Source organism: Roseateles chitinivorans, assembly GCF_050632145.1.
Classification (GTDB): Bacteria; Pseudomonadota; Gammaproteobacteria; order Burkholderiales; family Burkholderiaceae_C; genus Roseateles; species Roseateles chitinivorans_B.
Genome location: NZ_CP192577.1, coordinates 5008500 through 5033124, shown reverse-complemented (window position 1 = coordinate 5033124; position 24625 = coordinate 5008500). Strand labels below are relative to the sequence as shown.

Annotated in this window: 28 protein-coding genes; 9 read left to right on the top strand and 19 right to left on the bottom strand. The window is 68.4% G+C overall.

Features of this window, described 5'->3' with window-relative positions; translation table 11 throughout:
* Nucleotides 1-35 precede the first annotated feature (35 nt).
* The 4 genes from ACQ86G_RS23140 to ACQ86G_RS23125 are packed head-to-tail and all read right to left on the bottom strand — an operon-like array spanning nt 36 to nt 3402.
* Entirely contained in the window at nt 36-1010 is a 975-nt protein-coding gene (locus tag ACQ86G_RS23140; RefSeq protein WP_431257505.1) for an MBL fold metallo-hydrolase, read from the bottom strand.
* A 43-nt stretch (nt 1011-1053) separates the two neighbouring features.
* Complete coding sequence (locus ACQ86G_RS23135; protein WP_431257504.1) at nt 1054-1998, bottom strand: SDR family NAD(P)-dependent oxidoreductase; 945 nt, start codon at nt 1996-1998, stop codon at nt 1054-1056.
* A gap of 16 nt (nt 1999-2014) precedes the next feature.
* Nucleotides 2015-2935 (bottom strand): NADP-dependent oxidoreductase, encoded by a 921-nt coding sequence (locus tag ACQ86G_RS23130; RefSeq protein ID WP_431257503.1) that lies wholly within the window; start codon nt 2933-2935, stop codon nt 2015-2017.
* A 20-nt stretch (nt 2936-2955) separates the two neighbouring features.
* A complete protein-coding gene (locus tag ACQ86G_RS23125) occupies nt 2956-3402 on the bottom strand; it encodes an ester cyclase (protein ID WP_431257502.1) in 447 nt (148 codons plus the stop codon).
* Nucleotides 3403-3494: 92 nt separating this feature from the next.
* Here ACQ86G_RS23125 and ACQ86G_RS23120 point away from each other — a divergent pair, with 92 nt between their 5' ends.
* Nucleotides 3495-4406, top strand: coding sequence for a LysR family transcriptional regulator (locus ACQ86G_RS23120; RefSeq protein WP_431257501.1), 912 nt, complete (start codon nt 3495-3497; stop codon nt 4404-4406).
* Between the two features lie 118 nt (nt 4407-4524).
* On the opposite strand, the gene ACQ86G_RS23115 is transcribed toward ACQ86G_RS23120, so the two are convergent.
* The 4 genes from ACQ86G_RS23115 to ACQ86G_RS23100 form a co-directional block, all read right to left on the bottom strand.
* On the bottom strand, nt 4525-4752 hold the full coding sequence (locus tag ACQ86G_RS23115) for a DUF3606 domain-containing protein (protein WP_431257500.1): 228 nt from the start codon (nt 4750-4752) through the stop codon (nt 4525-4527).
* A gap of 118 nt (nt 4753-4870) precedes the next feature.
* On the bottom strand, nt 4871-5263 hold the full coding sequence (locus tag ACQ86G_RS23110) for a hypothetical protein (RefSeq protein ID WP_431257499.1): 393 nt from the start codon (nt 5261-5263) through the stop codon (nt 4871-4873).
* A gap of 97 nt (nt 5264-5360) precedes the next feature.
* Entirely contained in the window at nt 5361-5792 is a 432-nt protein-coding gene (locus ACQ86G_RS23105) for a BLUF domain-containing protein (protein WP_431257498.1), read from the bottom strand.
* Nucleotides 5793-5851: 59 nt separating this feature from the next.
* Entirely contained in the window at nt 5852-6256 is a 405-nt protein-coding gene (locus tag ACQ86G_RS23100) for a response regulator (RefSeq protein ID WP_431261474.1), read from the bottom strand.
* A 254-nt stretch (nt 6257-6510) separates the two neighbouring features.
* On the opposite strand from ACQ86G_RS23100, the gene ACQ86G_RS23095 reads away from it, so the two are divergent.
* Nucleotides 6511-7095: a thermonuclease family protein gene (locus tag ACQ86G_RS23095; protein WP_431257497.1), complete on the top strand. Its 585-nt coding sequence runs from the start codon at nt 6511-6513 to the stop codon at nt 7093-7095.
* Between the two features lie 49 nt (nt 7096-7144).
* Here ACQ86G_RS23095 and ACQ86G_RS23090 read toward each other — a convergent pair whose 3' ends face one another.
* The 4 genes from ACQ86G_RS23090 to ACQ86G_RS23075 are packed head-to-tail and all read right to left on the bottom strand — an operon-like array spanning nt 7145 to nt 10936.
* Entirely contained in the window at nt 7145-7873 is a 729-nt protein-coding gene (locus tag ACQ86G_RS23090; RefSeq protein WP_431257496.1) for a zeta toxin family protein, read from the bottom strand.
* Nucleotides 7874-7904: 31 nt separating this feature from the next.
* Entirely contained in the window at nt 7905-8165 is a 261-nt protein-coding gene (locus ACQ86G_RS23085) for a hypothetical protein (protein WP_431257495.1), read from the bottom strand.
* Between the two features lie 40 nt (nt 8166-8205).
* Complete coding sequence (locus ACQ86G_RS23080; RefSeq protein WP_431257494.1) at nt 8206-9033, bottom strand: thymidylate synthase; 828 nt, start codon at nt 9031-9033, stop codon at nt 8206-8208.
* A 28-nt stretch (nt 9034-9061) separates the two neighbouring features.
* Nucleotides 9062-10936, bottom strand: a complete 1875-nt coding sequence (locus ACQ86G_RS23075) for an ABC transporter transmembrane domain-containing protein (RefSeq protein ID WP_431261473.1) — start codon at nt 10934-10936, stop codon at nt 9062-9064.
* Between the two features lie 183 nt (nt 10937-11119).
* Here ACQ86G_RS23075 and ACQ86G_RS23070 point away from each other — a divergent pair, with 183 nt between their 5' ends.
* The 4 genes from ACQ86G_RS23070 (at nt 11120) to ACQ86G_RS23055 (ending at nt 16162) form a co-directional block, all read left to right on the top strand.
* The gene (locus ACQ86G_RS23070; RefSeq protein ID WP_431257493.1) at nt 11120-11641 is read left to right on the top strand and encodes a MarR family winged helix-turn-helix transcriptional regulator; all 522 of its coding nucleotides are present in this window, start codon (nt 11120-11122) and stop codon (nt 11639-11641) included.
* Between the two features lie 98 nt (nt 11642-11739).
* On the top strand, nt 11740-13203 hold the full coding sequence (locus ACQ86G_RS23065; RefSeq protein WP_431257492.1) for an efflux transporter outer membrane subunit: 1464 nt from the start codon (nt 11740-11742) through the stop codon (nt 13201-13203).
* Nucleotides 13204-13299: 96 nt separating this feature from the next.
* Nucleotides 13300-14547 (top strand): efflux RND transporter periplasmic adaptor subunit, encoded by a 1248-nt coding sequence (locus ACQ86G_RS23060; protein ID WP_431257491.1) that lies wholly within the window; start codon nt 13300-13302, stop codon nt 14545-14547.
* A 109-nt stretch (nt 14548-14656) separates the two neighbouring features.
* Nucleotides 14657-16162, top strand: coding sequence for a DHA2 family efflux MFS transporter permease subunit (locus ACQ86G_RS23055; RefSeq protein ID WP_431257490.1), 1506 nt, complete (start codon nt 14657-14659; stop codon nt 16160-16162).
* 150 nt (nt 16163-16312) lie between these two features.
* On the opposite strand, the gene ACQ86G_RS23050 is transcribed toward ACQ86G_RS23055, so the two are convergent.
* Genes ACQ86G_RS23050 through ACQ86G_RS23025 form a run of 6 tightly spaced genes read right to left on the bottom strand, consistent with a single transcriptional unit; the run spans nt 16313 to nt 21247 of the window.
* Entirely contained in the window at nt 16313-16726 is a 414-nt protein-coding gene (locus ACQ86G_RS23050; protein WP_431257489.1) for a response regulator, read from the bottom strand.
* Nucleotides 16727-16755: 29 nt separating this feature from the next.
* Nucleotides 16756-19029, bottom strand: a complete 2274-nt coding sequence (locus tag ACQ86G_RS23045; RefSeq protein WP_431257488.1) for an AsmA family protein — start codon at nt 19027-19029, stop codon at nt 16756-16758.
* Nucleotides 19020-19559 carry a phospholipase D-like domain-containing protein gene (locus ACQ86G_RS23040; protein WP_431257487.1) on the bottom strand — a complete coding sequence of 180 codons (540 nt, stop codon included), beginning with the start codon at nt 19557-19559 and terminating at the stop codon, nt 19020-19022. Before ACQ86G_RS23040 ends, ACQ86G_RS23045 begins: the two co-directional genes overlap by 10 nt.
* Nucleotides 19559-20494 carry a phospholipase D-like domain-containing protein gene (locus ACQ86G_RS23035; protein WP_431257486.1) on the bottom strand — a complete coding sequence of 312 codons (936 nt, stop codon included), beginning with the start codon at nt 20492-20494 and terminating at the stop codon, nt 19559-19561. The genes ACQ86G_RS23040 and ACQ86G_RS23035 overlap by 1 nt, the downstream gene beginning before the upstream one ends.
* A 4-nt stretch (nt 20495-20498) precedes the next feature.
* Nucleotides 20499-21035 (bottom strand): ferritin-like domain-containing protein, encoded by a 537-nt coding sequence (locus ACQ86G_RS23030; RefSeq protein WP_431257485.1) that lies wholly within the window; start codon nt 21033-21035, stop codon nt 20499-20501.
* 35 nt (nt 21036-21070) lie between these two features.
* On the bottom strand, nt 21071-21247 hold the full coding sequence (locus ACQ86G_RS23025; protein WP_067271457.1) for a DUF1328 family protein: 177 nt from the start codon (nt 21245-21247) through the stop codon (nt 21071-21073).
* 287 nt (nt 21248-21534) lie between these two features.
* Here ACQ86G_RS23025 and ACQ86G_RS23020 point away from each other — a divergent pair, with 287 nt between their 5' ends.
* Together ACQ86G_RS23020 and ACQ86G_RS23015 are read left to right on the top strand one after the other, a co-directional pair.
* Nucleotides 21535-22068, top strand: a complete 534-nt coding sequence (locus tag ACQ86G_RS23020; protein WP_431257484.1) for a hypothetical protein — start codon at nt 21535-21537, stop codon at nt 22066-22068.
* A gap of 22 nt (nt 22069-22090) precedes the next feature.
* Nucleotides 22091-22294 (top strand): hypothetical protein, encoded by a 204-nt coding sequence (locus ACQ86G_RS23015; RefSeq protein ID WP_431257483.1) that lies wholly within the window; start codon nt 22091-22093, stop codon nt 22292-22294.
* Nucleotides 22295-22373: 79 nt separating this feature from the next.
* Here ACQ86G_RS23015 and ACQ86G_RS23010 read toward each other — a convergent pair whose 3' ends face one another.
* Nucleotides 22374-23033: an OmpA family protein gene (locus tag ACQ86G_RS23010; RefSeq protein WP_431261472.1), complete on the bottom strand. Its 660-nt coding sequence runs from the start codon at nt 23031-23033 to the stop codon at nt 22374-22376.
* Between the two features lie 328 nt (nt 23034-23361).
* Here ACQ86G_RS23010 and ACQ86G_RS23005 point away from each other — a divergent pair, with 328 nt between their 5' ends.
* The gene (locus tag ACQ86G_RS23005; protein ID WP_431257482.1) at nt 23362-24552 is read left to right on the top strand and encodes an EAL domain-containing protein; all 1191 of its coding nucleotides are present in this window, start codon (nt 23362-23364) and stop codon (nt 24550-24552) included.
* Nucleotides 24553-24625 lie beyond the last annotated feature (73 nt).

Below are 24625 nucleotides of genomic sequence, written 5' to 3'. Positions count from 1 at the left end.
CAATGGGCCAGTCGCCCGTCAGGAATCAGGACGCCTCACTGCGTGCTCGCCGTGGAGCACAGTCTTCTGTGAAAGACCTGAATCTCCCCTGCGATCCAGTTCGACAGATCCCACCCGGGATGCTGCGCTTTCAGGATCGGCGTCAATTCCGATTGCATCGCCGCGAGGTCCTGTCCGGCCGCGCAGCGCGCCGACACTTCCTTGCTCACGAAGTCGAGGTGTTCTGCGGCTGCCTGGAGGTCCGCCAGGGCGCCGATGCGCCCGTGTCCTGGGATGACGACCGTGGGCGCCGACTGCTCCACGCTGCGAAAGATCGCGCGCCACCTGATCGGGTCGACGTCGGTGTCCTGGATCTGGGGGAACCAAGGCATGATGGGGAAGGAGTTTGTCTCGAACAGGTCGCCGAGAATCACCACGCCTTCGGAGGGGACCGACACTACTTGGTCCCCGAGTGTGTGAGCAGGCCCGACGCTCTCCAGGCGGACCAGCCGTCCTCCCAGATCGATCTGAGCCTCGCGCTCGTAGATGATGTCGGGGGGCACGAATTCGACATCCTTGAGCGCATGCGCGACGCCCAGCTGTTCGCTGAACAGCTTGCGATAGGCGCTGCCCTTCTTGTTCAGCTCGTCCCATTGCGAGCGGTTGTAGATGATCGTGGCTTGACCCTTGAACACCTGGGCGCCGAACCCGTGCTCGGGATGAAAGTGGGTGGTGGTCAGGTACAGACGTTTGGTGCCGGCCAGCCTCCTGGCAAGGGAAAGCACGCGACGACCGCTGTCGGGGCCGAGCCCGGTATCCACGACCAGGGCCGCATCTCGTCCGACGATGATGGTGACGTTGGGAACGAGGAGGACCTGATGGCGGTCCTCCACGACATACACCCCGGGGCGCACTTCGCTGACCTGGGAGGTGTCGACAAGCTTCTCGCCCGAGACATCCTGTGCGGCGGCGACCGTCAGCATGCACATCAGCAGCGCTGATACGGCCGCAAGTTGGTTGAGTGTCTTCATGGTTGTTTCCCTATTTGGCGTGGACCTGCCCGATTGCCCGGTGTCAGGCTTCGACGTCCTCGCGTTGGATGAGCTCGGTCATGCGGTACGGCGCTGGTGGGGCGAGGTCCTGCAAGCCCATCCGTTCAAGAAAGGCCAGCTGCTTCTCGTGGTAGACGGCGTCGATGTCTTCCGTTCCCTTTCGCTGTCCGTCCACGACCACCCGGGACGGGCGTCGACCGCGCGGCATCGCCACCACCTCGACCGCTGCGCGCCCGACCGCCGTGACATCCAGAGCGCCACCGTGACTCGCGTCGATGGCGTCCAGCCGGTCACCCAGCGTGGCGACGCGGCCGGGCAGGTCGCCGTACTGCTGCTCGATCGCGAGGTACTCCGGCTCGTTGGCGTGGGCGAAGTGCTCCGTCCCTGATGTGAAGGCGCCGGGGACCAAGGTGACGCTGTCGATGCCCGACGGCCGCACCTCCATGCCCAGGACCTCGGCCAGCGCATCGCCCGCGACCTTGCTCGCGATGTAGGGACCCAGGAAGGGCTCGTGCAGTCGCGCCGTCGTGCTGCCGACGTACATGAGCAGGCCACTGCCTTGTCGCCGCATCGCCGGCAGGGCGGCGCGATTGACGCGCAGCCAGGACAGCGCGTTCGTGTCGATGATCCGCGCGACCTGCTCGATGGAGAACGCCTCGGTGACGCCCGTCATCAGCATCCCGGCGTTGTTCACCACCACGTCGAGGCGGCCATGCTCGGCCAGGATGTGGTTGACGGCGGCCTGGCATCCCACTTCGGACAGCACGTCCAGCTCCAGGACCTGAAGGGGGAGGTCCTCCTCCCGGGCCAGCTGAAGCAGCGCGCCGGCGCGGTCGCGATTCTTCCTCCCGATGTCGCGCATGCTGGCGTAGACGCGGTGGCCGGCGCGCGCCAGCGACAAGGCGATGGCGCGGCCGATGCCCGATCCCGCGCCTGTCACCAGGACCACTTGTTCCTCATGTGCCATCACAAGACTCCCTGCCTCAATTGCTCATGCGGATGAGCACCTTGCCGCGCGCATGTCCGGTGGCCACCTTCTCCAGCGCCGAGCGTGCCTCGTCCAGCGGGAAGATGGCGTCGGTGATGATCTGCAGCTGCCCCTGCTGGAACAGCTGGATGGCTTGCGGCAGGAAGGGAGTGGCGCTGGCGAAGAACACCGATTCGCCCAGGTGCCCGTTGGTTGGCTTGATGCCGAACTCCACGAGCGTCGCGATGCGTCCCCCTGCGCGCAAGACGGTCCAGGATTTGGTCAGCGTGTCACCGCCGACGGGATCGAGCACCAGGTCGATGTCGCGCGTGCTTGCGAAGTCCTGCGTCCGGTAGTCGATGACCTCGTCCGCGCCCAGGCTCCTGACCAGATCGACGTTCTTGCTCGAAGCGGTGGCGACGACATGGGCTCCCGCCTGATGGGCCAGCTGGACGGCCATGCTGCCGACGCCACCCGCCGCGGCGTGAATGAGCACGCGCTGCCCGCGCTTGAGCTGGCCGACGTCGAAGAGTGCCTGCTGCGCCGTGCCGAAAGCGGTCGGCAGGGCCGCCGCCTGCTCGGCGCTCATCTGCGCGGGAATGAGGCAGACGTCATCGGCGGAGAGGACCAGGCGTCGAGCGAAGGCCCCGCCAGCGCTGGGCGCCGTCCGTCCGAACACGCGGTCGCCGGGCTTCACGTGCGTCACCTGGGCGCCGACGGCCTCGATGACGCCGCTGAAGTCCGTGCCCGGCACATAGGGGAGGTCGACCGGGAAGACCTGCTGCATGTAGCCCGCCATGATCTTCAAGTCGAGCGGGTTCACGCTCGCGGCGTCCACGCGCACGGTGACGTCGGTGGCTTGGGCTGCGCGCAAAGGACGTTCACCGATCGCGACGACGTCCGAGGCGCCGAAGGTGGTGATGAATGCTGCTTTCATCGGGATCTCTCCAAGGGACTTCAGGCTTGAGGCGGGAATTGGCCGAGTTGGAGGAACAAGCCGAACCAGTCCTCCAGGTGCCAGGTGGTGGTCACGCGGTTGCCCGCCAGCGTGTGGAACTCGTGGATGCGGAAGCTGACCTGCTTGCCGGTGGGCGCGATGCCGAACAGCTCGCCCTGATGCGTGCCGCTGATCTCCGCGCGGACGCCGATCCGGCCGGGCTCCTGCACCATGTCGTGGATCGTGATCCGGACGTCGGGGAACGCCTGCGCGACGCTGCGGATGATCGGCTTGATGCCCTCCGGGCCGGGACCCTGGCCCGGTGCGAGAGGAATGTCGTCCCAGTGGGGGGCGAGGACCTCGTCGACGAGGTCGGGGTTCTGCTCGGTGAACGCGCGGTAGAGGGTCTCCACCGCCTCGCGTTCGGCGCGCAGTTGATGGGAGAGGTCCGTTGGGGACGTAGTCATGGATTCGCCATTGGCTGGTTGGGATGTGGGAAGTCTGGTTTCCAGCCGAAAATCTGTCCAACAAATGACTTGTATAGATCTATATTTGTTCTATGGATTTTCATGGCATCGATCTGAACCTGCTCGTGGCGTTCGACGCGCTGATGAGAGAGCGCAACGTGACCCGTGCGGCAACGCAAGTCGGGGTGAGCCAGCCGGCCATGAGCGCGGCGCTGTCCCGATTGCGCAAGCTCTTCGGCGATCAGTTGTTCTTGCGCAGCGCGCAGGGGCTGCTGCCGACGCCGCTGGCGCGGGACTTGGCGGAGCCCTTGTCGCAGGCGCTCGGGCAGATCGAGGCGGCATTGATCAGGAAGCCGGAGTTCGCGCCACGAGAGGCGTCGCTGACGCTCAATCTGGGCTTGTCGGACTACCCCGCCTTCGTTGTGCTTCCTCCGCTGCTGCAGGCCTTGGAAAAGCAGGCGCCGGGGGTGTCACTGAGCGTGCGCGCGTTCAACGGCCGGGACGAAGCCGTCGATCTGCTGGACGCCGGCGAGATCGACGCCGCCATCGGCGTACCGCCGACGCAGGCCGATGGGCGCATACACACGCGCCCGGTGCTTCGGGATGAGTTCGTCACGATCGTTGCCAGCGACCATCCCGCGGCCAGGCGCGGGATGACCATGAAGACCTACCTCGCGTTGCCCCACGTCCTCGCGTCCCCCGAGGGGGAGCGTCACGGGCTGGTCGATCAGGCGCTGGCGCAACAGGGCAAGAAGCGCGTGCTGGCGTTGACGTTGCCGCAGATGTTTGCCGTGCCTGCCGTTGTGGCCCGGACAGGCATGACGGCCACGGTCATGAAGCGTGTCGCGCTCAATTCGCCGGCGGGCCGACGGCTCGCGATATTTCCTCCTCCGGTCGCATTGCCGGAGATCGTCTTCCATTTGATCTGGCATCGACGCAGCGACGCGAGCCCGGCGCAGAGATGGTTCAGAGGGCTGGTGGAGAGCGTGGCAGCTTCTCTGTGAACATCTGCAGATAGGCGACGCCGCCGGATTCGTGCGACGCCACAGCCGCCCCTTCACAACAAAGTAGCGGCCGTCCGGCGTCACTGGATGACTGTCCCTCACGGGCAGTCTCCGCGGCTCAGACCGCCTTCTTGGTCTGCTCCGCGTTCGTCGTGGAGCGAGAGCCCTTCAGGAACTCTTCGACGTCGCTGGCATTCGCGCCCACGTGCTTGACCGCATCGCGGATCTGGTCGGGCGAGACGGCGAGCTTCTTCGCCCAGGTCTGGACCTGGTCGTCGGCGGCGATGTCGATGCTGGAAGCGGCGGGGCCGCCGACTGGTGCTGCAAAGCTGGCTTCTTCTGACATGAGGAACTCCTTGGGAAAGGCAGGGCGCTTGTGCGGGGACTCCCGTTGCGTTGCAACCAGGGGAGGCAAAGCGCTCGCCTGGACGTTCCTCGCGTGCTCTCTCAGCCGGCCGCGTCGCTCAACCCAGATGCACGCTCAACGCCGGCAGCATCGACCCACCGCTCTCATTCACGAGCCGCTGGTCATGCACATAGTCCTGCGTCACCTCGACCACCCAATCCCGCTCGAACTTCTTCCCCAGCCTCTGAACCAACTGATCGAACGTCATCGCATCCAACGCATTGCTGTCCAGATGAACCGGCCCACCGGTGCCTTCCTGAACGAGGTCGCAAAGCGCCGCCGCGGTGTCGGACATGAACGAGCACGCCGGCCGCCAGGCCGAACTCGCGCGGATGCGCCCATCCCGGGCGTGCTGCTCATCGAGGTGGCGGAGCATGTTGTTGCCAACCGCATCCGGCGCGATCTGCCAGCCGATGCGCGCCACCGTCGCCGACGGATTGGCCGTCAGCACCGCGTCCTCGCATCGACTCCAGTGCCGATCTTGGGCTGTTGACAGCCCCGACTCTGCCACGCGACTGGGGCTTCGCGCGCGGCTCGCCGCCATCGGTTCAGGATGCCAGCGCCATCCCTCGCATCGCCGCCGGGGAGAGGTGCGGATCCTCCGTGTACTGCCGCCGCATCTGCTCCAGCAGTTCGCGGGCAACGGCTGCCCCTTGCGTGGCCTCGATGGCCAATCGGGCAGCCCCGTCGTCGACGAGGAGTTGCATGCGCCAGCGGTCAAACAGCCGGAGCACGATGGGCTCGTCCAGAAGGAGCCGCAGCCCGACGTGTCGTTCGTCCCGCTCGATGCGCGCGAGGGTGCGTGCGATGTCCTCGGCCGGCCCTTCCAGGACCTGCGCGAACACCCCCGGAGCGATCGCGAGGGCCCCGGTGATGTCGAGACGCCGGTTGTTGATCTGCGCGACCGCCACGATGTGCTTCAGCACCTGGTCGGTCATGCCTTCAGCCATCGAGGAGACGTACAGGATTCGGCGGAGCATTCAGGTCTCGTGTGTTTGCCGAGAAGAATGGGAGCGAGGCCGGTTCGCCCCGCAGGCTTTCAGAGTTCAGCGATCTTGAGCGTCGACCGCGTCGGCGGGGTCGGGGCATCCGCGATCACGACCAGCGCCTGCACCAGACGGTCCAGGTCATGGATCTTGTCGTAGAAGCCGTCGATGCCCGCTGCGATGCAGAGCGGCCCGAACACGCTTTCGTCCTCGCAGGTGACGGCATACGCCGTGCCCTGGAACCCGCTGGCCCGCAGCCGCTCGACCGCCGAGAACCCGGTGCCCGTGGACAGGGTCAGGTCGGTGAGGATGACGTCCGGCCTGCAAAGGCCGGCGGCCATGACGGCTTGATCCTCATGCTCCGCCTGTCCCACGACTGCCGCGCCAGGGACTCGGGTCAGGCGGTCGTGAAGCCGCCGTCGGAATGAGGAAGAGGCGTCGATTAGCAGAATTCGCATTTTCTTGATGGACGGCAGCGCCCCTTCAGGCTGCGCGAGCAAAAAGTAGCCCGAACCGCTTGCGCGGCCGGGCGTAATCGACCTGGGTCGACCCCGCTCAGGGAGGAAAACGGGGACGAAGACACCGCTCATCACGGCGTAACAACGTGAAATGAATTTTGCACTTTTATCATTTGTGTGGATGTCGGCAAATCCATGAACGAGCTGTCGGGAAATGACCTACAAACCGGGTCCCCGTTCACTCTGCAGCCTTCATGTCCGTTCCCTCCGGCAGATGCCTCCCTCCGATCTTTCCGATCTCTGCGTTTTCCTCGCTCCACGCATTCCTCGTTGCCGTCCTCTTGTGCGGCCTGATCGTCACTGCCAGCGCAGCGACGCTCCGCGGCGAGGTCGTTGGCCTCGCTGATGGCGACACGCTGACCGTGCTGGACAACGAGCACCATCAGCATCGCGTGCGGCTGGTCGGCATCGATGCGCCGGAGAAGCGCCAAGCCTTCGGGGAGCGTTCGCGCCAGCATCTCTCAGCGCTGGTGTTCCGGCAGGAGGTGGTGGTGGACTGGAAGAAGAGAGACCGTTACGGCCGCATCCTCGGGGTCGTCCGCGTGCGATCGGTCGATGTCGGTCAGGCCCAGCTGAGAGCGGGCCTGGCCTGGCACTACAAGGCGTACGCGCGGGAGCAACCGGCCGCACAGCGCACCCTGTACTCGGACGAGGAGGTCGATGCCCGGCGCGCGCGGCGCGGCCTGTGGAGCGAGGCGGCGCCGACACCGCCTTGGGAGTTCCGTCGCAGCAAAGTGACTGGCGCCAGAGCGCCGGCGGAATCGCCGGCTTACCGTTGAAGGGTCAGGACTTGCCCTGCCGCCCTCGGGAGGGCTCAAGCCGTCGAGGTCACGAATTGAACGACTGCCAAAGCCCCGTCTCGGTGAACCACCTCGGCATCGCCCCCGCCTCGATCTCCATCGACTCGCCGTCGATGACCTGGACGAGCAGCTTGTGCTTGTCCCCCGAGTTGTCGAAGACGTAGGCCCGATTGGCCGTGGTGGCCGCCTCGGTCAGCAGGTCGATCGACCGGATGTAGCGCTCGCGGATCTTGTCTTCCGGCACCGGATGCCCGCCTTGCTTGACGCGGATCTTCACGCGGTCCACGTTGATCGCCGGGTCCTTCGTCGCCACGAAGTAGAGGTACACGCGGTAGCCGCGCTCGCGGGCCTCCCGCATGAAATCGACCTTGTCGCCCGATGACATCACCGTCTCGAAGGTGAAGGTCTTGCCTTCGTCGAGCAGCTCCCGCCGGATGGCATCGGCCAGCACCGACGCCAGGTAGGAGTTGAACGGCCCGGGGACCTGGAGCATCAACGCGTCGTCGACGCGCATCTTCCCGAGCACCGCGTGCAGCCCGAGCTTCCTGGCGAACGCGGACTCGCGGATATGGGTCTCCAGGCTCTCCAGCACGCGCCCGGGCGCCGCCGTGATCCCGAGCGAGGCGAGGTCGAGCCGGCCCTCGGACTCGCGCAGGGTGCGCTCGATCTCGTCGGCGTTGATGAAGACGCCGATCCATTGCGGTTTGAGTTCGCGCTTGATCGTGCTCTTGCCGGAGCCGTTCGGTCCGGCCAGCACGCGAAGGCGGGGCTGGGACGCCTGGGGGCGGTCAGGCAGCTTCTTGCTTGACACGCTTGAGCACGACGCCGACCTTGACGCGCTTGTCCGGCGGCAGGGCCTTGATGACCGTGACGGACCCGTCCGCCTTGCGCTCCACCAGCTGCCCCTTGCTCGTCGCCACCACCACGGCGCCGGTCTCCGCCAGCGCCTGCTTGTAGGCCGCCCGGCCCGCCTTGGCGGCGAGTTCCGGGAAGCGGCGCTCGGCGGCGCGCATCGCGGATTCGGTCAGGTCTTCGGGGCGGCGGGCCATGGCTCGGTGCTTTCGGGGGGACGTGAGTCGCAGTCTAGCGTCACACCGCCACCGGCGCCTTGATCGCCGCGTGGTGCTGGTAGTCCTGGAGCTCGAAGTCCTCGAATTCGTAGTCGAAGATCGAGTCCGGCTTGCGCTTGATGTGCATCGTCGGATACGCGAACGGCGTGCGCGACAGCTGCGTCTCCACCTGCTCGAAGTGGTTGGCGTAGATGTGGCAGTCCCCGCCGGTCCAGATGAAGTCGCCCAGGCCCAGTCCGCATTGCTGCGCCAGCATCTGCGTCAGCAGCGCGTAGCTCGCGATGTTGAACGGCACGCCCAGGAAGATGTCCGCGCTGCGCTGGTACAGCTGGCACGACAGCTTGCCGTCCGCCACGTAGAACTGGAAGAACGCGTGGCAGGGCATCAGCGCCATCTGGTCCAGCTCCGCCACGTTCCACGCCGAGACGATGATCCGGCGCGAGTCCGGATTGGTCTTCAGCTGCTTCACGACCTCCGCGATCTGGTCCACGTGCCCGCCGCCGGCCTTCGGCCAGCTGCGCCATTGCACGCCGTAGACCGGGCCCAGGTCGCCGTCCTCGCGCGCCCATTCGTCCCAGATCGTGCAGCCGCGCTCCTGCAGCCACTTCACGTTCGAGTCGCCGCGCAGGAACCACAGCAGCTCCAGGATGATCGACTTCAGGTGCACCTTTTTCGTCGTCACCAGCGGGAAGCCCTCGTTCAGGTCGAAACGCATCTGGTGGCCGAAGACGCTGCGCGTGCCCGTCCCCGTCCGGTCGCCCTTGGCCACGCCGTGCTCGTACACGTGGCGCATGAAGTCTTCGAACTGGCTGCGCACCGGGCGCGGGGAGGTGAGGTCGGCGGTCATATGGGCACGATTTTAGAGGGGCCAGGACTCACGCATTGAACTGCAGGGCCGCCAGGCGCGCATAGAGGCCGCCGCGCGCCACGAGCTCGGCATGCGTGCCTTGCTCGACGATGCGGCCGTGGTCCATCACGACGATGCGATCGGCGCGCTGCACCGTCGAGAGCCGGTGTGCGATGACCAGCGTCGTGCGGTCGCGCATCGCCTCGTCCAGCGCCTGCTGGACCAGACGCTCGCTTTCGGCATCCAGCGCGCTGGTGGCCTCGTCGAGCAGCAGCAGCGGCGCGTCCTGCAGCATCGCCCGCGCGATCGCGATGCGCTGGCGCTGCCCGCCGGACAGGCGCACGCCGCGCTCGCCCAGGAAGCTGTCGTAGCCCTGCGGCAGCTGGCGGATGAATTCGTCGGCATGCGCGGCCTTGGCGGCGGCGATGACTTCCTCCGGGCTCGCGTCCGGGCGGCCGTAGCGGATGTTGTCCAGCGCGCTGGCCGAGAAGATCACGCTCTGCTGCGGCACCAGCGCCATGCGGCCGCGCAGCTCCGCGAGCCTGACGCGGTCCACCGCCACGCCGTCCAGCTGCAGCTTGCCGGACTGGACGTCGAAGAAGCGCTGCAGCAGCTGCAGCACCGTGCTCTTGCCGGCGCCGCTCGGGCCGACCAGCGCCACGGTCTCGCCGGGCTCGATGTGCAGCGTGAAGTCCTCCAGCGCCGCGCGGTCGGGGCGCGAGGGATAGTGGAAACGGACCTGGTCGAAGACCACGCGCGCCGGGCCGGCCGAAGCGGGCAGGGCGACCGGCGCGGCCGGGTCCGCCACCGGCGACTGGGCCGCGAGCAGCTCCATCAGCCGCTCCATCGCGCCCGCCGCGCGCAGCAGCTCGCCCCAGACCTCCGCCAGCACCGCCACCGACGACACCAGCAGGATCACGTAGACCACCGTCTGGCCCAGGTGGCCGGCGGAGATCTTCCCCGCCATCACCGCCTGCGTGCCCTGGTACAGGCCCCACAGCAGCGCGCCGAAGGTCGCCGTGATGATGAACGCCACCAGCAAGGAGCGCACCTTGGTCCGCTTGCGCGCCGTGTCGAACGCGGCTTCGCTCGCGACGTCGAAGCGCACCGCCTCGCGCGCTTCCTGCGCGTGCGATTGCACGACGGTGATCGCGTTGAGCATTTCCGCCGCGATCGCGCTGGTGTCGGCGATGCGGTCCTGGCTCGAGCGCGACAGGCGCCGCACGCGCCGTCCGAAGAACATCGCCGGCGCGACGACCAGCACCAGGATGCCCAGCACCTGCGTCATCACCCACGGGTTGCTGTAGATCAGCAGCGCCACCGCGCCCAGGCCCATGATCACGTTGCGCAGGCCCATCGACAGGCTGGAGCCGACGATGCTCTGGATCACTGTCGTGTCCGTCGTGATGCGGCTGATGACCTCGCCGGTCTGCGTGGTCTCGAAGAACTCGGGACTCTGCCGCAGCACGTGGCTGTAGACCGCGGTGCGCAGGTCCGCGCTGACCCGCTCGCCCAGCCAGGTCACCGCGTAGAAGCGCAGCGCCGAGAACACCCCCAGCGCCGCGCCGGTCGCGAACAGCCAGACGAAGTGCTCGCGCAGCGCCATCAGCCGGTCGCCCGGATCGGCGGAGATCAGGCCCTGGTCGATCAGCTGGCGCAGCGCGATCGGGAAGACCAGCGTCGCCGCCGCCGCCAGGATCAGGAAGACGATGGCCGCGGCGATCCGTCCCCGGTACGGCCGCAGGAAGGGCCACAGCGCCGGCGCCATGGCCCGCAGCGGCGGCGGCGTCCGGGGCGACGTGCGCACGGCGTTTGCCTGACCGCCGGGCGCGGAGGAAGACGCCTGCGACCCGGAAGGGGTGGGGGCGGCACCGGGGGCGGTACTCGTGGGGGTCGACGACATCGAAGGAGGGGACATGGCGGACATGAGGTCAGTTTAGGGGCCGCGTGTTGCGGGAATGTCCCTACGCGCGGAAAGCTCATCCCAGGCAGTGATTGGTACGGCAATCATTGCCTAAGCAATAATTGTCATCAAGCATTTCCGGAAGCTCCGTCCTGGAAATCCGAAGTCACGAAAGACGACGCCATGAGTGCCAAGTTGCCCCCACCCGCCGATTTCTACAGCGCCGACAGCTTCACGTCGGAGCCGAGCCTGGGCTGGCTCCTGCGGCAGATCAAGCAGTCCATGGTGCTGCAGGCCGACAAGATGCTCGGCCAGCATGACCTGACCCACGCCCAGTGGGCGCCGATGCTGCGCCTGCGCTTCAACGGCCCGATGTCTTCCGCCGCGCTCGCCCGCGAGCTGGCGATGGACGGCGGCGCGATGACGCGGCTGCTCGATCGCCTGGAAGCCAAGAACCTGGTGCGCCGCGAGCGCTCGGTCGAGGACCGGCGCGTGGTCATGGTCTCGCTGACCGAGGTCGGCGTGAACGCGATGGCCGCCGCCCCCGGCGTGCTGTCCAAGGTCTTCAACGACCACCTGGCCGGCTTCACCGACCAGGAGTTCCGCACGCTGATCGGCCTGCTGCAACGCATCGTCGTCAACGGCCAGGCGATCCGCGACGCGGGCCTGACGTCCGAGTCGTCGACCCTCGACAAATGCGAATGACGGACGACTGATCGACGAGTCACGACGGACAAGTGCGACCGATGCTCCCCTTTTCAATTGCCTGCTCCCTCCAAAAGAACAACATTGAGGACCCCCCGATGACTTCCCGATTCCTTCACCGCACCACCCTGGTCCTGGCCATGGGCGCGGCGCTGCTGATGGTGCTGACCGCCTGCGCGCCCATCCCCAAGCTGGACGAGTCCAGCCGACCGATCGACAGCGCCGAAGCGGCCCGCCTCGGCCTCGACGACAGCCAGAGCCCGTCGATCGACGCCGCCTGGTGGAAGACCTTCCGCGATCCGCAACTGGATGCGCTGGTCGACCAGGCGATCGTGAACTCGCCGAACCTGGCGCTGGCCCGCGCCCGCATCGCGCGTGCCGCGGCCATGACCGAGAACGCCGAGGCCGCGAAGCGCCCGGCCGCCGAGCTCGAGGCCGACGCGACCCGCCAGCGCATCACCGAACATGGCATCTACCCGCCGCCGCTGGCCGGCAGCGTGCAGACGCTGGCCAACATCCAGGCCGGGCTGAGCTACGAGTTCGACTTCTTCGGCAAGCATGACGCGGCGCTGCAGGCGGCGCTCGGCCAGCGGCGCGCCGCCGAGGCCGACGCCGCCGCGGCGCGGCTGAGCGTGTCCAACGCCGTGGCCAAGGCCTACGTCGCGCTGGCCCGCAGCCAGGCGCAAGCTCGCCTGCTGGAGCAGCAGAAATCGCTGCGCGACCAGTCCTTCGATCTGGTGCGCCAGCGCAGCGCCGCCGGCCTGGACAACGGCCAGGACCTGCGTGTCGCCGAGGCGCCGCTGCCCGACATCCAGCGCCAGCAGGTCGTGCTGCGCGAGCAGCAGGCGCTGCTGCGCCACCAGCTCGCCGCGCTGACCGGGCAGGGCCCGAAGGCGACCGAATCGCTGGACGCCGCGCTGCCGGTCGCGCTCGACTGGTTGCAGGCACCCCACCTGGACCTGCTGGGCCGCCGCCCGGACCTGGCCGCCGCGCGCGCCCGGGTCGAGGCGACCGCGCAGGACATCCGCGTCGCCCGCGCGCAGTTCTATCCGAGCGTGAGCCTGACGGCCTTCATCGGCCTGAACTCGATCGGCCTGGATGAGCTGTTCAAGAGCGGCAGCCGCCAGTACGGCGCCGGCCCGGCGCTGCACCTGCCGCTGTTCGACAGCGGCCGGCTGCGCGCCAACCTGCGCGGCAGCGCCGCCGAGCAGGACGCCGCGATCGCGAGCTACAACGTCGCGGTGCTGGACGCGGTGCGTGACGCCAGCGACCAGTTCACGACGCTCGAATCGCTGCGCCAGCAGCGCACGCAGCAGGGCGCGCTGGTGGCCAACGCCGAGGGCCAGGCCACGCTGGCCGACCAGCGCCACCGTGCGGGGCTGACCGGCCGCATCGCGGTGCTGAGCGCGCAGCAGAACCAGCTGCTGCAGCAGCGCGGCCAGATCGACCTGCAGGCCCTGACGGTCGACGCGCAGATCAACCTGATGCGCGCGCTGGGCGGTGGTTACGCCGAGCCGGCCCGGGAGGCCGCGCAGACGACGGCCTCCGCCGATCGCCGCTGACATCGCCGGACCTCCGACAAACATCGACTCCGAATTGACGCGCCGGCCGCCACGCCGCCAGCGCTCCCGAATCACAAGAATCCCGAAGAGCACACCATGAGCGCAACGCCCCCGAACAACACGCAAGCTCCCGCCAAGAACGGCACCCGCAAGAAGGGCCTGACGGCCATCGCCGCCGTCGTCATCGTGGCGGGCCTGGGCTACGCCGCCTACGAGTGGATCGTCGGCAGCCGCTACGAGTCCACCGACAATGCCTACGTGCAGGCCAACGTCGTGCAGATCACGCCGCTCGTCGGCGGCACGGTGCGCGCGGTCTACGCCGACGACACCGACTTCGTGAAGGCCGGCCAGAAGCTGGTGAGTCTGGACCCGGTCGACGCCCGCGTCGCGCTGGAGCAGGCGCAGGCGCAACTGGCGCAGACGGTCCGCGAAGTCCGCACGCTGTATGCGAACAACAGCGGCTTCGAGGCGCAGGTCAAGGTCCGCGAGGCCGACCTGAAGCGCGTCAGCGTCGACCTGGAGCGACTGCAGTCCGACGTCACCCGCCGCCAGCCGCTGGTCGCCACCGGCGCCGTCGGCAAGGAAGAGCTGGAACACGCGCAGTCGCAACTGACCTCGGCCCGTGCCCAGGCCGCCGCCGCGCAATCGGCGCTGCAGGCCGCGAAGGATCAGCTGGCGTCCAACCAGGTGCTGACCGACGGCGTCAAGGTCGAGGAACACCCGAACGTGCTGCGCGCCGCCGCGCGCCTGCGCGAGAGCTACCTGGCGCTGCAGCGTGCCGAGCTGATCGCGCCGGTGGACGGCTGGGTCGCGCGCCGCTCGGTGCAACTGGGCCAGCGCGTCGCGGCCGGTGCGCCGCTGATGGCGGTGGTCGGTCTGCAGCAGGTCTGGGTCGACGCCAACTTCAAGGAGAGCCAGCTGGCCAAGCTGCGCATCGGCCAGAAGGCGACGCTGGAAGCGGACGTCTACGGCAAGAAGACCGAGTACCACGGCACGGTGCAGGGCCTGGGCGCGGGCACGGGCGCGGCCTTCGCGCTGCTGCCGGCGCAGAACGCCACCGGCAACTGGATCAAGGTCGTGCAGCGCGTGCCGGTGCGCATCGCGCTGGACCCCAAGGAAGTGCAGGAGCACCCGCTGCGTGTGGGCCTGTCGATGGACGTGCAGGTCGACATCCGTGAGCAGGGCGGCGCGATGCTCGCCGCCGCGACCGGCGCCAGCGCGCCGCGCCTGCAGACGGCGATCTTCGACGTCCAGGAGAAGGCCGCCGACGAGCAGGTGAACAAGATCATCGCGACCAACCTCGGCAAGGCCGCGGTCAAGGCGAACACGAACCGCGTGCAATGAGCGATTCCACTCCCACCGCGCCCGGCGCGCCGGCGGCCCCGGGCCCGCCGCGCCCCCGGCGCCCGCAGGGCCGCCCGGCGGCCCCGCGCCGCTGACCGGCACCGCGCTGGTGCTGGGCACCATCTCGCTGTCGCTGGCGACCTTCATGAACGTGCTGGACTCGTCCATCGCGAACGTGTCGCTGCCCGCGATCGCCGGCGACCTCGGCGTCAGCCCGGTGCAGGGCACCTGGGTCATCACGAGCTTCGGCGTCGCCAACGCGATCTCGGTGCCGCTGACCGGCTGGCTGACGCAGCGCTTCGGCGCGGTGCGGCTGTTCACGACCAGCGTGCTGCTGTTCGTGCTCGCGTCCTGGTTGTGCGGCTTCGCGCACTCGCTGGAGATGCTGGTCGTCGCGCGCGTGTTCCAGGGCCTCGTCGCGGGTCCGATGATCCCGCTGTCGCAGACGCTGCTGCTGTCGAGTTACCCCAAGCACAAGGCGGGCACGGCGCTCGCGTTATGGGGCATGACGACGCTGGTCGCGCCGGTGGTCGGGCCGCTGCTGGGCGGCTGGATCACCGACAACGTGACCTGGCCGTGGATCTTCTACATCAACGTGCCGGTGGGGCTGTTCGCGGCCGGCCTGACGTGGAGCATCTACCGCACCCGCGAGACGCCGACCAAGAAGCTGCCGATCGACACCGTCGGGCTGTCGCTGCTGGTGCTGTGGGTGGGCTCGCTGCAGGTGATGCTGGACAAGGGCAAGGAGCTGGACTGGTTCGAGTCGAACCAGATCATCGCGCTGGCCGTGGTCGCGGTCGTGGGTCTGGCGGTGTTCATCGTCTGGGAGCTGACCAACGACCATCCGGTGGTGGACCTGCGCCTCTTCGGGCGGCGGAACTTCCTGTTCGGGGCCTCGGTGCTGTCGATCGCCTACGGGCTGTTCTTCGGCAACGTGGTGCTGCTGCCGCTGTGGCTGCAGCAGCACATGGGCTACACCGCGACCGCCGCGGGCTTCGCGCTCGCACCGGTGGGGGTGCTGGCCATCCTGCTCTCACCGGTGGTGGGGAAGAAGGTCTCGGTCTGGGACCCGCGGATGATGGCGAGCTTCGCCTTCGTGATGTTCGCGATCGTGCTGTGGATGCGCTCGCTGTTCACGACGGACACCGACCTCGGCACCATCATGATCCCGACGATCCTGCAGGGCGGGGCGCTGGCGTTCTTCTTCATCCCGTTGACCACGCTGACCCTGTCGGGCATCACGCCGGACCGGATCGCCGCGGCGGCGGGTCTGTCGAACTTCGTGCGGATCACGGCGGGCGCGATGGGGACGTCGATCTCCACGACGCTGTGGGAGAACCGCGCGGCGCTGCATCACCATCATCTGGCGGAGCGGCTCGCGCTGGGCGACCCGGCCGAGACGGCGGCGCTGGACACGCTGCAGCGCCAGGGCTTCAGCCACGACCAGGCGCTCGCGTATATCAACCGGCTGGTCGACCAGCAGGCGTTCACGCGCGCGGCGGACGACATCTTCCTGGCGTCCGCAGTGCTGTTCGTCGTGCTGATCGCCTTCGTCTGGCTCACGAAACGGCCGCCGAAGATGGGCGCGCCGGTGGACGCCGGCGGGGCGCACTGACGGCGATCGAGGATTCGATCTTCGAGGCGACGCCTGTCGCCCGACAACGGAAAGGGGTCCCTCGGGACCCCTTTCTGCTCATTCTGCTGTGCGTCCGGCGCTCTCCGGTGGCATCGGCGCGTCGCATGCGTCGTGCATCGACGGACGACGTCAGGCCTTGGACGACGCCAGCTCCAGGCAGTAGGCGATGAGTTCGTCGAGCTCGCTGGACTTGTCGAAGACCTTGTCGGCGCCCAGCCCCTCGCAGCGCTGGCGCATGTCGGCCGTGGCGTAGTTGGTCAGCACGATCAGCTTGGCCTCCGGCTGCAGCAGCCGCGCCTTGGGCAGCAGCGACATGCCCGAGCCACGCTTCAGGAAGAGATCGATGATGAGGATGTCGCAGGGGACCGCCTCGTCATGCAGCCAGCGCAGCGCGCCGGCCTCGTCCTCGGCCATGCCGACGATGTCGAGGTCGAGCATCTCCTGGAGGGTCGCGACGAGGTTCTCCCGGATCAGCGGGCTGTCCTCGACCAGGAAACAGTTCAGCGTGCCGGGCGTCGGTGCGGTGACGGGAACGGTGGACATGGGTATGGGCGTGAGCGAGGCGCCCATTATCACGATCCCGAGCCCCGCTTCGATGTCGGCGCCAGCCGCGCGTTGCATTCAGACAGCGCCTTCATGCTCTCCGGATCGGCGTCCTCGCCCAGGTCGATCAGCGGCACGATCGCCGCCAGCGGCGCCACGGCCACGCCCAGCACCGCCGCCGGGACCAGCTTGCGCAGCAGCGGCGCCTTCTGCAGGCTGAGTTGCGGGTCGCCCAATGTCCCCTGGATGTTCAATGGGGTGCGCAGTGTCAGCGGGCTCTTGTCCTTGGGATCGACCTTGGCCGTCAGCGCCAGCCGCTCGGTCGCCAGCGACATGCCGCCGTCCACCAGCACCACCGAGTCCTTCGTGTCGATGACCATGGGCTTGGGCGTCACGACCCCGTCCTTGACCTGCAGATCGGCGACGCCGCAGTACACCTGCAACGGCTCGTCGCCCCGCACCAGCATGCCCAGGCCCTGCGCGATGTCGATGCCGGCGGCTTCCACGATCAGGTGGGAGATCGTCCCGTCGGTCCAGTACAGGACCATGCGGCCGTCCGCGCTGGCCAGCAGGTCGGCCGTCGACTTGCCCTCGCCATCCAGCGCGATGCGCCCGCCCATCAGCCCGGTGACCCAGCGCTGGCCGTTCTTGCGCTCCAGGTTCAGCCACTGCTCGAGATGCACGCCGCCGACGCGCAGGCGCGCCTGCCACTTGGCCTGCGGTTCGCGGCCGTCCAGCTTCATGTTGCCCGCCACCTGACCGCGCGCCACGCGCGCGTCGATGTCGCGCAGTTCCAGCACGCCGTCCTGCAGCACGATGCGGGCGTTCAGCGGTTCGGCCGCCTGCAGGATCGCGGTGCCCGATTCGAAGCGCGCCAGCTTCACGTTGACGTTGGCGTTCATCGCCCGCAGCGAGGGTAGGTCGAACTGCTTGTCCGGCAGCACGCGCGAGGGCGCCTTCTTCGCCTTGGGCGCGCCCGGCTCGGCCGGGACACCGACCGCCGGACCCAGGTCCGCCAGCCAGAGCTCGCGGCCCCGCAGCTCCCCGGTCAGCGTCGGCACGCTGTTCGCGGGCTTGTCGTACTGGAACTCGCCGCTGAGGTGACTCTTGCCGATCGTGGCCTTGCTGACCGCCGTGGTCCAGCGCGAGCCGTCGCGCGTCAGCTTGCCCTGCATCGCGAAGGCCGGCGTGGTCGGCAGCGTGACGCCGAGCGGCTCGCCGACGGCGGCCAGGGACGGGCCCGCCAGCGTGTACTCGCCGGACAGCCCCTGGCTCACCAGCAGGTCGCGGACCTGGCCGTCGAAGCTCAGCCTGGCCTTGCCGATGTTGCCGCGCAGGGTGACGGGCACGGCCGGCGCGTTGGGATCCGAGGACAACCAGGGCAGGGCGGAGCCGGTCTGCAGCGTCGCCTTGATCGGCAGGTCGCGGTAGTGGCCCTCCGCGCTGGCGGTCATGCCGTAACGGCCGCCCTCGCCGGGGCCGGGCTCGCCGGCGGGTGCCGACGCGCCCTTGGGCTTGCCCGCCACGCGCTCGCCGAAATCCACGGCGAGACGGGTGCCGGAGGCCGCGGCGCTGGCCACCCGTGCCGTCGCCGTCGGCGCACGCTGCTCGGTCACCGTGCTCGACGCGGCACGGCCGGAGCGGACCGCCGACGCGGCTTCCTCGGGCGTGATCCAGGTCTCGCGCAGCGCGAAGCGGCCCAGCAGCGAGAGCTGCTGGATCTTGTCGTCCACCAGCACCGTGCCCTGGCTCACTTCCAGCAGGTCGAAGCGGATGCCGTCGATGCTGGACCGCTTGCGCACCTGCGTGTCGCTGGGCGGCTGCTTGCCGAATTGCCAGCTGGCGCGGCCCTCGACGTCGCGTTCCAGCCGCACGGTCAGTTCACCCGCGCGCAGCGCCTTCACCTGCAAGGCCTGACCCTCGTGGCGCAGGGCGAGCAGGTCCGAATAGCGCAGTGTCAGCGCGGCGTCCTGCGCCTGCACCATCAGGCCGCCCAGGGTGCTCCAGCTGGGACCCGCGATCGTGAGGCTGTGCGAGCGCAGCCGCAGGTGGCCGATCAGGCGGAGTTGCCAGGCGGCATTGTCCCCGTCGCCATCGAAACGGACCTGGCGGTCGAGCTTCTGGCTCAGCCATTGCTCGGCGGGCCGGCGCAGGAAAGGCCAGCCCAGCCATTCGCAGATGCCGACGGTGATCAGCAGCAGGGCCAGCAGGACGAGCAGGCCCATGACCCAGCCGTGCGGGCCACGTCGTCGCGGGGCCGGCGCGCTGGCCGGTGCGGAAGAGGGCGCGTTGTTCACCACCATTGTTCAAACATCCTGGAAAAGTATTCCTTGCTCCGTTGCCACAGCCCGCGGTCCTGCCAGCGCTGCAGCTCGATCGTCCTGGACGCGGCGCGGTCGCGTTCGAACATCCGGGTCATCGCGCCGCCGAAGTCCTCGCCGAGCACGACCGCGTTCACCTCGTTGTTGTGCACGAAGCTGCGCCAGTCCATGTTGCTGGAGCCGATCGTCGAGACGACGCCGTCGATGACGGCGGTCTTCGCATGCAGGACGGCGTCCTGGAGTTCGTGGATCTTCACGCCGGCCTTCAGCATGCGTTCGTAATGGCTGCGTCCGGCCTGCATCACCGGGCCGAAGTCGCTGCGCGAGGGCAGGATCAGCTGGACGTCGACACCGCGCTGCGCGGCTTCGGACAGGGCGTCGACCATGTCCTGGCCCGGCGCGAAATAGGCCATCGTCAGGTAGACGCTGCGCTGCGCGGCCCGGATGCTGCCCAGCAGCAGCGTGTAGATGCGGTTCTCGGTGTCCTGCGGCGTCGACGGGACCACCCGCATCAACTGCTGGCCCGCGGGCGGACCGGGCGGGGCGCGATCGCGGCGACGGTGCCCTCACAGTGCTGTTGCGACCAGACCTCGCGGAACAGCGTGTGCAGCTTCTGCGTCGCGGGGCCGCGCACCTGGACCATCGTGTCGCGCCAGCCGTTCTCTTCGGCCTTGTCGTCGGGCTTGCCGCTGCCGGCCTCGCTGGAGGCGGCCTTCGGCTTCGGCGCCTTCGACGGCCCGCGGCTGCCGAAGCCGCCGGATCCCGACGAGTACACCGCGCTGATGTTGATGCCCCCGGTGAAGCCGGTTTCGCCGTCGACGACCAGCATCTTGCGATGGTCGCGCTGCGTGATCTTGTGATACCTTGTGCGCTGTTTCAGCGGATTGACCGGATTGAACGCGCAGACGGCGATGCCGCCCTGGCGCAGGCGGTCGAAGTAGGCCTCCTCGGTGCCCATCGATCCGACGCCGTCGTAGAGGACCGCCACCTCGAGTCCGTCCGCGCGCCGCTTCACCAGCAGGTCGGCGAGCTGGCGCGAGACGTCGGCGTCCTCGATGATGTAGCTCTCCAGGACGATCTGGCGGCGTGCCTTCCCGATGGCCGCGAACATCGCGGCGAAGGTGGCCGGGCCGTCCACGAGCAGTTGCGCGTCGTTGCCGGCATAGAGGTCGACGTCGCCGAACGCCGACATCGCGGCGATCTGGCGCTTGAGCAGGTCGGATCTGCCTTGCGCCGCCGCGGCTTGCAGTGCCTGTTCACGGCTGGCCTGGTTCATCGGGCCGCGGGGGCCCGTGACGTCGACCTGCGACGCGACGCGCGTCAAGGTCGGTGCCGCCGACGGCGGTTCCGGCACGCGGCCGTTGACCGGCGCGCGCGGGGTGCCGCAGGCCACGAGACCGACGCTCGCGCCGAGCGCGAAGAGCAGGGCGGCGACGCGTCGGCGCATGGACTCAGTCCCTCAGCAGGTCGGCGAGATCGTCGGCGTGCTCTTCCTCTTCCGCGAGGACTTCCTCGAGGATGCGGCGCGTCGTCGGGTCCTTGTCGCCGATGAGCTGGATCATCTGGCGGTAGGCCTCGACGGCGATGCGCTCGGCGATCAGGTTCGACCGCAGCATCGCCTTCAGGTCCTTGGACTCGTCGTACTCGGCGTGGCTGCGCTGGGTCAGCGAGTCCGGCTTGAAGTCCGGATCGCCGCCCAGCTGCACGATGCGCTCGGCGATGCGGTCCGCGTGCACCGCCTCCTGCGTGGCGTGCTCGAGGAACTCCTCGGCGATGCGCGGCGAATTGAGGCCGTGCGCGGTGAAGTAGTGACGCTTGTAGCGCAGCACGCAGACGAGCTCCGTGGCGAGCGCATCGTTGAGCAGGCGGATCACGTCTTCGCGCCACGGGCCGTAGCTGGGCGTGACGGGGCCTTCGTCGAGGTGCTGGCGAGCGCGTTGCAATGCCGTCTCGTCAAGCTGCAGGTGCTTGTGTTCGGGGGCGTTCATGGGCTGGCTCCTCTGGGTTCAGGAAACGGTGAAGGTCACTTTCGGAGCGCGTTGACGCCGGTGATGCCGAGTACCAGCAGCACCAGGAAGATGACCAGGAAGATCCCGAAGAGGATCTTGGCGATGCCGGCCGCGCCCGCGGCGAGACCGGTGAAGCCGAGGACGCCCGCGACCAGCGAGATCACGGCAAAGATCAGGGCCCACTTCAACATGACGATGTCCTTTCGTGCTGTCGGCCGCGGCGCGGCGCTTGAGGCCACTGTAGAAGCGTCAGGGGGCCGGAAGGATCAGCAGGGCCCACGTCCGGGTGTAGGACAGGATGCCGCCGGCGAGGGGTTGTCGCGGCAAGGTCGACGTGCCGACGACGGCGATGCCGGACTCGTCCTACAGCCGGCTCCGGCGCGGTACGACAGACGGCGGCCCGTTGCGGGCCTAGCCTTGCTTCATCCTCCCGCCCCGTCTTCCGACCTCGGCGCAATGCGCTGGAAAGGAACCCAAGATGATCAAGCTCAACAAGACCTTCACGTCCCCCTCCGCCGCCGCGTGGATCACCGCCGGTGCCGTACTGTCGGCCGTCATGATGGTGACCACGCCGGCCTTCGCGGCCGGCGCGTCGACCAAGTCCGACATCCAGGCGACCTATGAGCAGGAGCGGGCCAACTGCATCGCCGGCAAGACCGGCCAGGCCCGAGCCGCCTGCCTGAAGGAGGCCGGCGCGGCTCGCCAGGCATCGCAGCGGGGCACGCTGCGGACCGCCAGCGCGCAGGACCTCGCCAACAATGCGATGCTGCGCTGCCAGCGCGTTGCCGAGGAAGACCGGGAAGACTGCCGCATGATGGTCATGGGGCAGGGGACGCGTGACGGCAGCGTGCAGAGCGGCGGCATCCTCACCCGAATCGACCGCATGGTGCAGGAGAACCCGACGGCCGCGGGCATCCCGTCCGCGCCGGCCGAGCCGCCCAGCGCGACGATGCGTCCGGGCCCCGACGTCCCGCCGCCGCGCCAGCCCAAGGCCAGCGCGCCCGCCCGCTGATCGATCGAAGAGGAGCGACACCATGCTGATGAAACGCCTCGTCCCGCTCGCGCTGTCGAGTCTGGCCGGCTACGCGCTGTGGCAGTGGCAGGCCCGACGCTTCGAGCGGCGGCACAAGACCTGCCACTCGAAACCCGAGGAAGTGACGACCTGGGAAGGCGAGGGCGGCGCGCTGCACCGCACGGGGCCGCACATGGGGCCCGAACCCGCCAAGTCGACTCTCTGATCCCCGCCCCCTGGATCCGAGGGGATGAAAAAAGGCGCCTGGATGTCCAGGCGCCTTTGTCATTGGCGAGTCGGAACGCTCACCCGCCCGAGCCTTGCTGCGGCTCGCGCAGGAAGATCTCGACGCGCCGGTTCTTGGCACGGCTTTCGGCCGTGTCGTTGGAGACCAGCGGTTCGCGCGAGCCCCGACCGGCGACGTCGATCCGGTCGTCGCGGACACCCCGGTCGGCCAGGTAGCTCCTGACGCTTTCCGCGCGGCGCAGCGACAGCGGATCGTTGATCGCATCGGACCCGGTGTTGTCGGTGTGGCCGACGACCCGGACCAGGGTCGGCGACGGGTTGTTGTTCAGGCCGTTCGCGAACGCGTCCAGCACGGGGCGCAGGCGCGGCTCGACCGCCGCGCTGTTGGTGGCGAACGAGATGTCGCTCGGCACGTCCAGCTTGAGCTGGTTGTCCGCGGTGCGGGTCACCTCGACGCCGGTGCCCTGCGTCGCCTGCTCCATGGCCCGGCGCTTGTCCTCCATGTGGCGTGACCAGACGTTGCCGGCCACCGCGCCGAGCGCGCCGCCGATCAACGCGCCGGTGCCCGCCTTGCCCCCGGTGGCGGAACTGATGACCGCGCCGGAGACGGCGCCGATCGCGGCGCCGCCCGCGGTGCCGCGTTGACGGTCGTCCATGTTCGCGCAGCCGGCCAGGACGGCCGTCGCCAGGGCGGCCGCAGCCAGTCGGGTGTGTCGCATCTGCATGTTGCTTCTCCTTGTGATCTAAGAAAACCCAACGACCCGGGCGGCATGCCACCGCCCTCGGGAACAGTATCCCTGCGCGGCGATGGTCCGGCCCGGGGCCGGTGGATGAGTGACCCGCGCGTCGCACCGGGCTCCCGGTCCGATCGCGCGTCCGACGGCGATGGAGGGCAAGCGTTGAACCCGCCGTTTTCCCCATCGCAGTCGGTCGACCCCTCTCATAACTGCTATCCACTGTCTGCGGATGACACGCGTGTGCTATTCGGTGCAACGCCCTGGATTCATAGCATGGAGACCTCCTCGCCACCCATGCCGCGACGTGCTCATGTCCCGCCCCTCAGAACCCGGTAGCACAGCCGTCAATGGTGCGGAAATTCCCCTCCGGTCGAACTGGCAGGCCGAGCACCTCGGCAGCCATGTCCGCTATGCCACGCAGCCGATCATCGATCGGACGGGGCGGGTCGTGGCCACGGAACTGCTGTTCCGCTGGAACGCCAGCGACGATGGCGTCCGTCCGGAACTGGGGGCCTACGCGACCGCCGCGGCCCTGTCGAGTGCACTGATCGATGGCGAACTGCTGACCGGTCCGTCTGCCGCGGAACACCCCATCGGCGATCTGCTGGTCAACATGGATCGCGATACGCTGATGAGTCCGATCGCCGAGGCGTTGACGCCGGATGTCGGCGTGATCGAACTGCTTGAAACGATCGTCGTGGACGCTGCGCTCGTGCAGCGGATCCGGACGCTTCATGGCCGTGGCTACCGGTTTGCACTGGACGACATCGTCCGCGCGGATGATGCGCGATGGGACCTCGCGCCCTGGGTCCAGTTCGCGAAGATCGATGTCATCGATCTTGATCCGGCGCAATTGGAGGCGCTGGTCCGCCAGTCGCATCGTCTCGGTCTGTCGGTCATCGCCGAGAAGATTGAAGACGACGAGGCCTTCCAGCAGGCGCTTCGTGCGGGCGCGGACTATTTCCAGGGATACGGCATCGCTCGACCCACGACGCTGGCGGTGCCCGCGCTGCCTGGATGCGATGCCGGCGTTGTCGGACGGCTGATGCTGATGGCCCGATCGGGTGCTGCCGCGTCATCGCTCGCGCTGCTGGCCGGGCGCCATCCGGCATTGGTCGCGCGGCTGCTGCGCGTGCAGGCCATCCATGTTCCCCACTGTGTCGCCACAGCGGAGTCGCTGACCGATGTGCTGGAGTCGCTGCCGCGCGCGATCCTGGTCGCCTGGTTGCTGGTGCTCAGCATCGCCGCCGTACACGGCCGGGAGCGCGAACTGGCGCAGGCGTTGCAAGGCGAACTGGCTGACGGGCGACTGCGCTTGCGCCGCGAGGGCCTCGTCAGTACATCGGCGGCGATGGAGAAGGTCTCCTTCCTGCTTTGCAAACAGTTGCTGCGGATGCTCCCGCAGTCCAGCGTCGCCAACGTGCTTCAGACGCCAGGGGGCCCCGCAACGCCGCATCGCCATGTCGGATCGGGTGGCGGCACCGCGTGGATTGCCGCCTGAAACTCGAATGGTCGGCATCAATGGAAAAGCCGCCCGGGTGGGCGGCTTTGTTCTGGCCGTCATGCGTGGGGTT

What these genes read in the sequence shown, in the direction of transcription:
- ACQ86G_RS23140 (WP_431257505.1), bottom strand. Translation starts at nt 1,010, where the DNA reads ATGAAGACACTCAACCAACTTGCGGCCGTATCAGCGCTGCTGATGTGC.
- ACQ86G_RS23135 (WP_431257504.1), bottom strand. Translation starts at nt 1,998, where the DNA reads ATGGCACATGAGGAACAAGTGGTCCTGGTGACAGGCGCGGGATCGGGC.
- ACQ86G_RS23130 (WP_431257503.1), bottom strand. Translation starts at nt 2,935, where the DNA reads ATGAAAGCAGCATTCATCACCACCTTCGGCGCCTCGGACGTCGTCGCG.
- ACQ86G_RS23125 (WP_431257502.1), bottom strand. Translation starts at nt 3,402, where the DNA reads ATGACTACGTCCCCAACGGACCTCTCCCATCAACTGCGCGCCGAACGC.
- ACQ86G_RS23120 (WP_431257501.1), top strand. Translation starts at nt 3,495, where the DNA reads ATGGATTTTCATGGCATCGATCTGAACCTGCTCGTGGCGTTCGACGCG.
- ACQ86G_RS23115 (WP_431257500.1), bottom strand. Translation starts at nt 4,752, where the DNA reads ATGTCAGAAGAAGCCAGCTTTGCAGCACCAGTCGGCGGCCCCGCCGCT.
- ACQ86G_RS23105 (WP_431257498.1), bottom strand. Translation starts at nt 5,792, where the DNA reads ATGCTCCGCCGAATCCTGTACGTCTCCTCGATGGCTGAAGGCATGACC.
- ACQ86G_RS23100 (WP_431261474.1), bottom strand. Translation starts at nt 6,256, where the DNA reads ATGCGAATTCTGCTAATCGACGCCTCTTCCTCATTCCGACGGCGGCTT.
- ACQ86G_RS23095 (WP_431257497.1), top strand. Translation starts at nt 6,511, where the DNA reads ATGTCCGTTCCCTCCGGCAGATGCCTCCCTCCGATCTTTCCGATCTCT.
- ACQ86G_RS23085 (WP_431257495.1), bottom strand. Translation starts at nt 8,165, where the DNA reads ATGGCCCGCCGCCCCGAAGACCTGACCGAATCCGCGATGCGCGCCGCC.
- ACQ86G_RS23080 (WP_431257494.1), bottom strand. Translation starts at nt 9,033, where the DNA reads ATGACCGCCGACCTCACCTCCCCGCGCCCGGTGCGCAGCCAGTTCGAA.
- ACQ86G_RS23075 (WP_431261473.1), bottom strand. Translation starts at nt 10,936, where the DNA reads ATGTCGTCGACCCCCACGAGTACCGCCCCCGGTGCCGCCCCCACCCCT.
- ACQ86G_RS23070 (WP_431257493.1), top strand. Translation starts at nt 11,120, where the DNA reads ATGAGTGCCAAGTTGCCCCCACCCGCCGATTTCTACAGCGCCGACAGC.
- ACQ86G_RS23065 (WP_431257492.1), top strand. Translation starts at nt 11,740, where the DNA reads ATGACTTCCCGATTCCTTCACCGCACCACCCTGGTCCTGGCCATGGGC.
- ACQ86G_RS23060 (WP_431257491.1), top strand. Translation starts at nt 13,300, where the DNA reads ATGAGCGCAACGCCCCCGAACAACACGCAAGCTCCCGCCAAGAACGGC.
- ACQ86G_RS23050 (WP_431257489.1), bottom strand. Translation starts at nt 16,726, where the DNA reads ATGTCCACCGTTCCCGTCACCGCACCGACGCCCGGCACGCTGAACTGT.
- ACQ86G_RS23045 (WP_431257488.1), bottom strand. Translation starts at nt 19,029, where the DNA reads ATGGTGGTGAACAACGCGCCCTCTTCCGCACCGGCCAGCGCGCCGGCC.
- ACQ86G_RS23040 (WP_431257487.1), bottom strand. Translation starts at nt 19,559, where the DNA reads ATGCGGGTGGTCCCGTCGACGCCGCAGGACACCGAGAACCGCATCTAC.
- ACQ86G_RS23035 (WP_431257486.1), bottom strand. Translation starts at nt 20,494, where the DNA reads ATGCGCCGACGCGTCGCCGCCCTGCTCTTCGCGCTCGGCGCGAGCGTC.
- ACQ86G_RS23030 (WP_431257485.1), bottom strand. Translation starts at nt 21,035, where the DNA reads ATGAACGCCCCCGAACACAAGCACCTGCAGCTTGACGAGACGGCATTG.
- ACQ86G_RS23025 (WP_067271457.1), bottom strand. Translation starts at nt 21,247, where the DNA reads ATGTTGAAGTGGGCCCTGATCTTTGCCGTGATCTCGCTGGTCGCGGGC.
- ACQ86G_RS23020 (WP_431257484.1), top strand. Translation starts at nt 21,535, where the DNA reads ATGATCAAGCTCAACAAGACCTTCACGTCCCCCTCCGCCGCCGCGTGG.
- ACQ86G_RS23015 (WP_431257483.1), top strand. Translation starts at nt 22,091, where the DNA reads ATGCTGATGAAACGCCTCGTCCCGCTCGCGCTGTCGAGTCTGGCCGGC.
- ACQ86G_RS23010 (WP_431261472.1), bottom strand. Translation starts at nt 23,033, where the DNA reads ATGCGACACACCCGACTGGCTGCGGCCGCCCTGGCGACGGCCGTCCTG.
- ACQ86G_RS23005 (WP_431257482.1), top strand. Translation starts at nt 23,362, where the DNA reads ATGTCCCGCCCCTCAGAACCCGGTAGCACAGCCGTCAATGGTGCGGAA.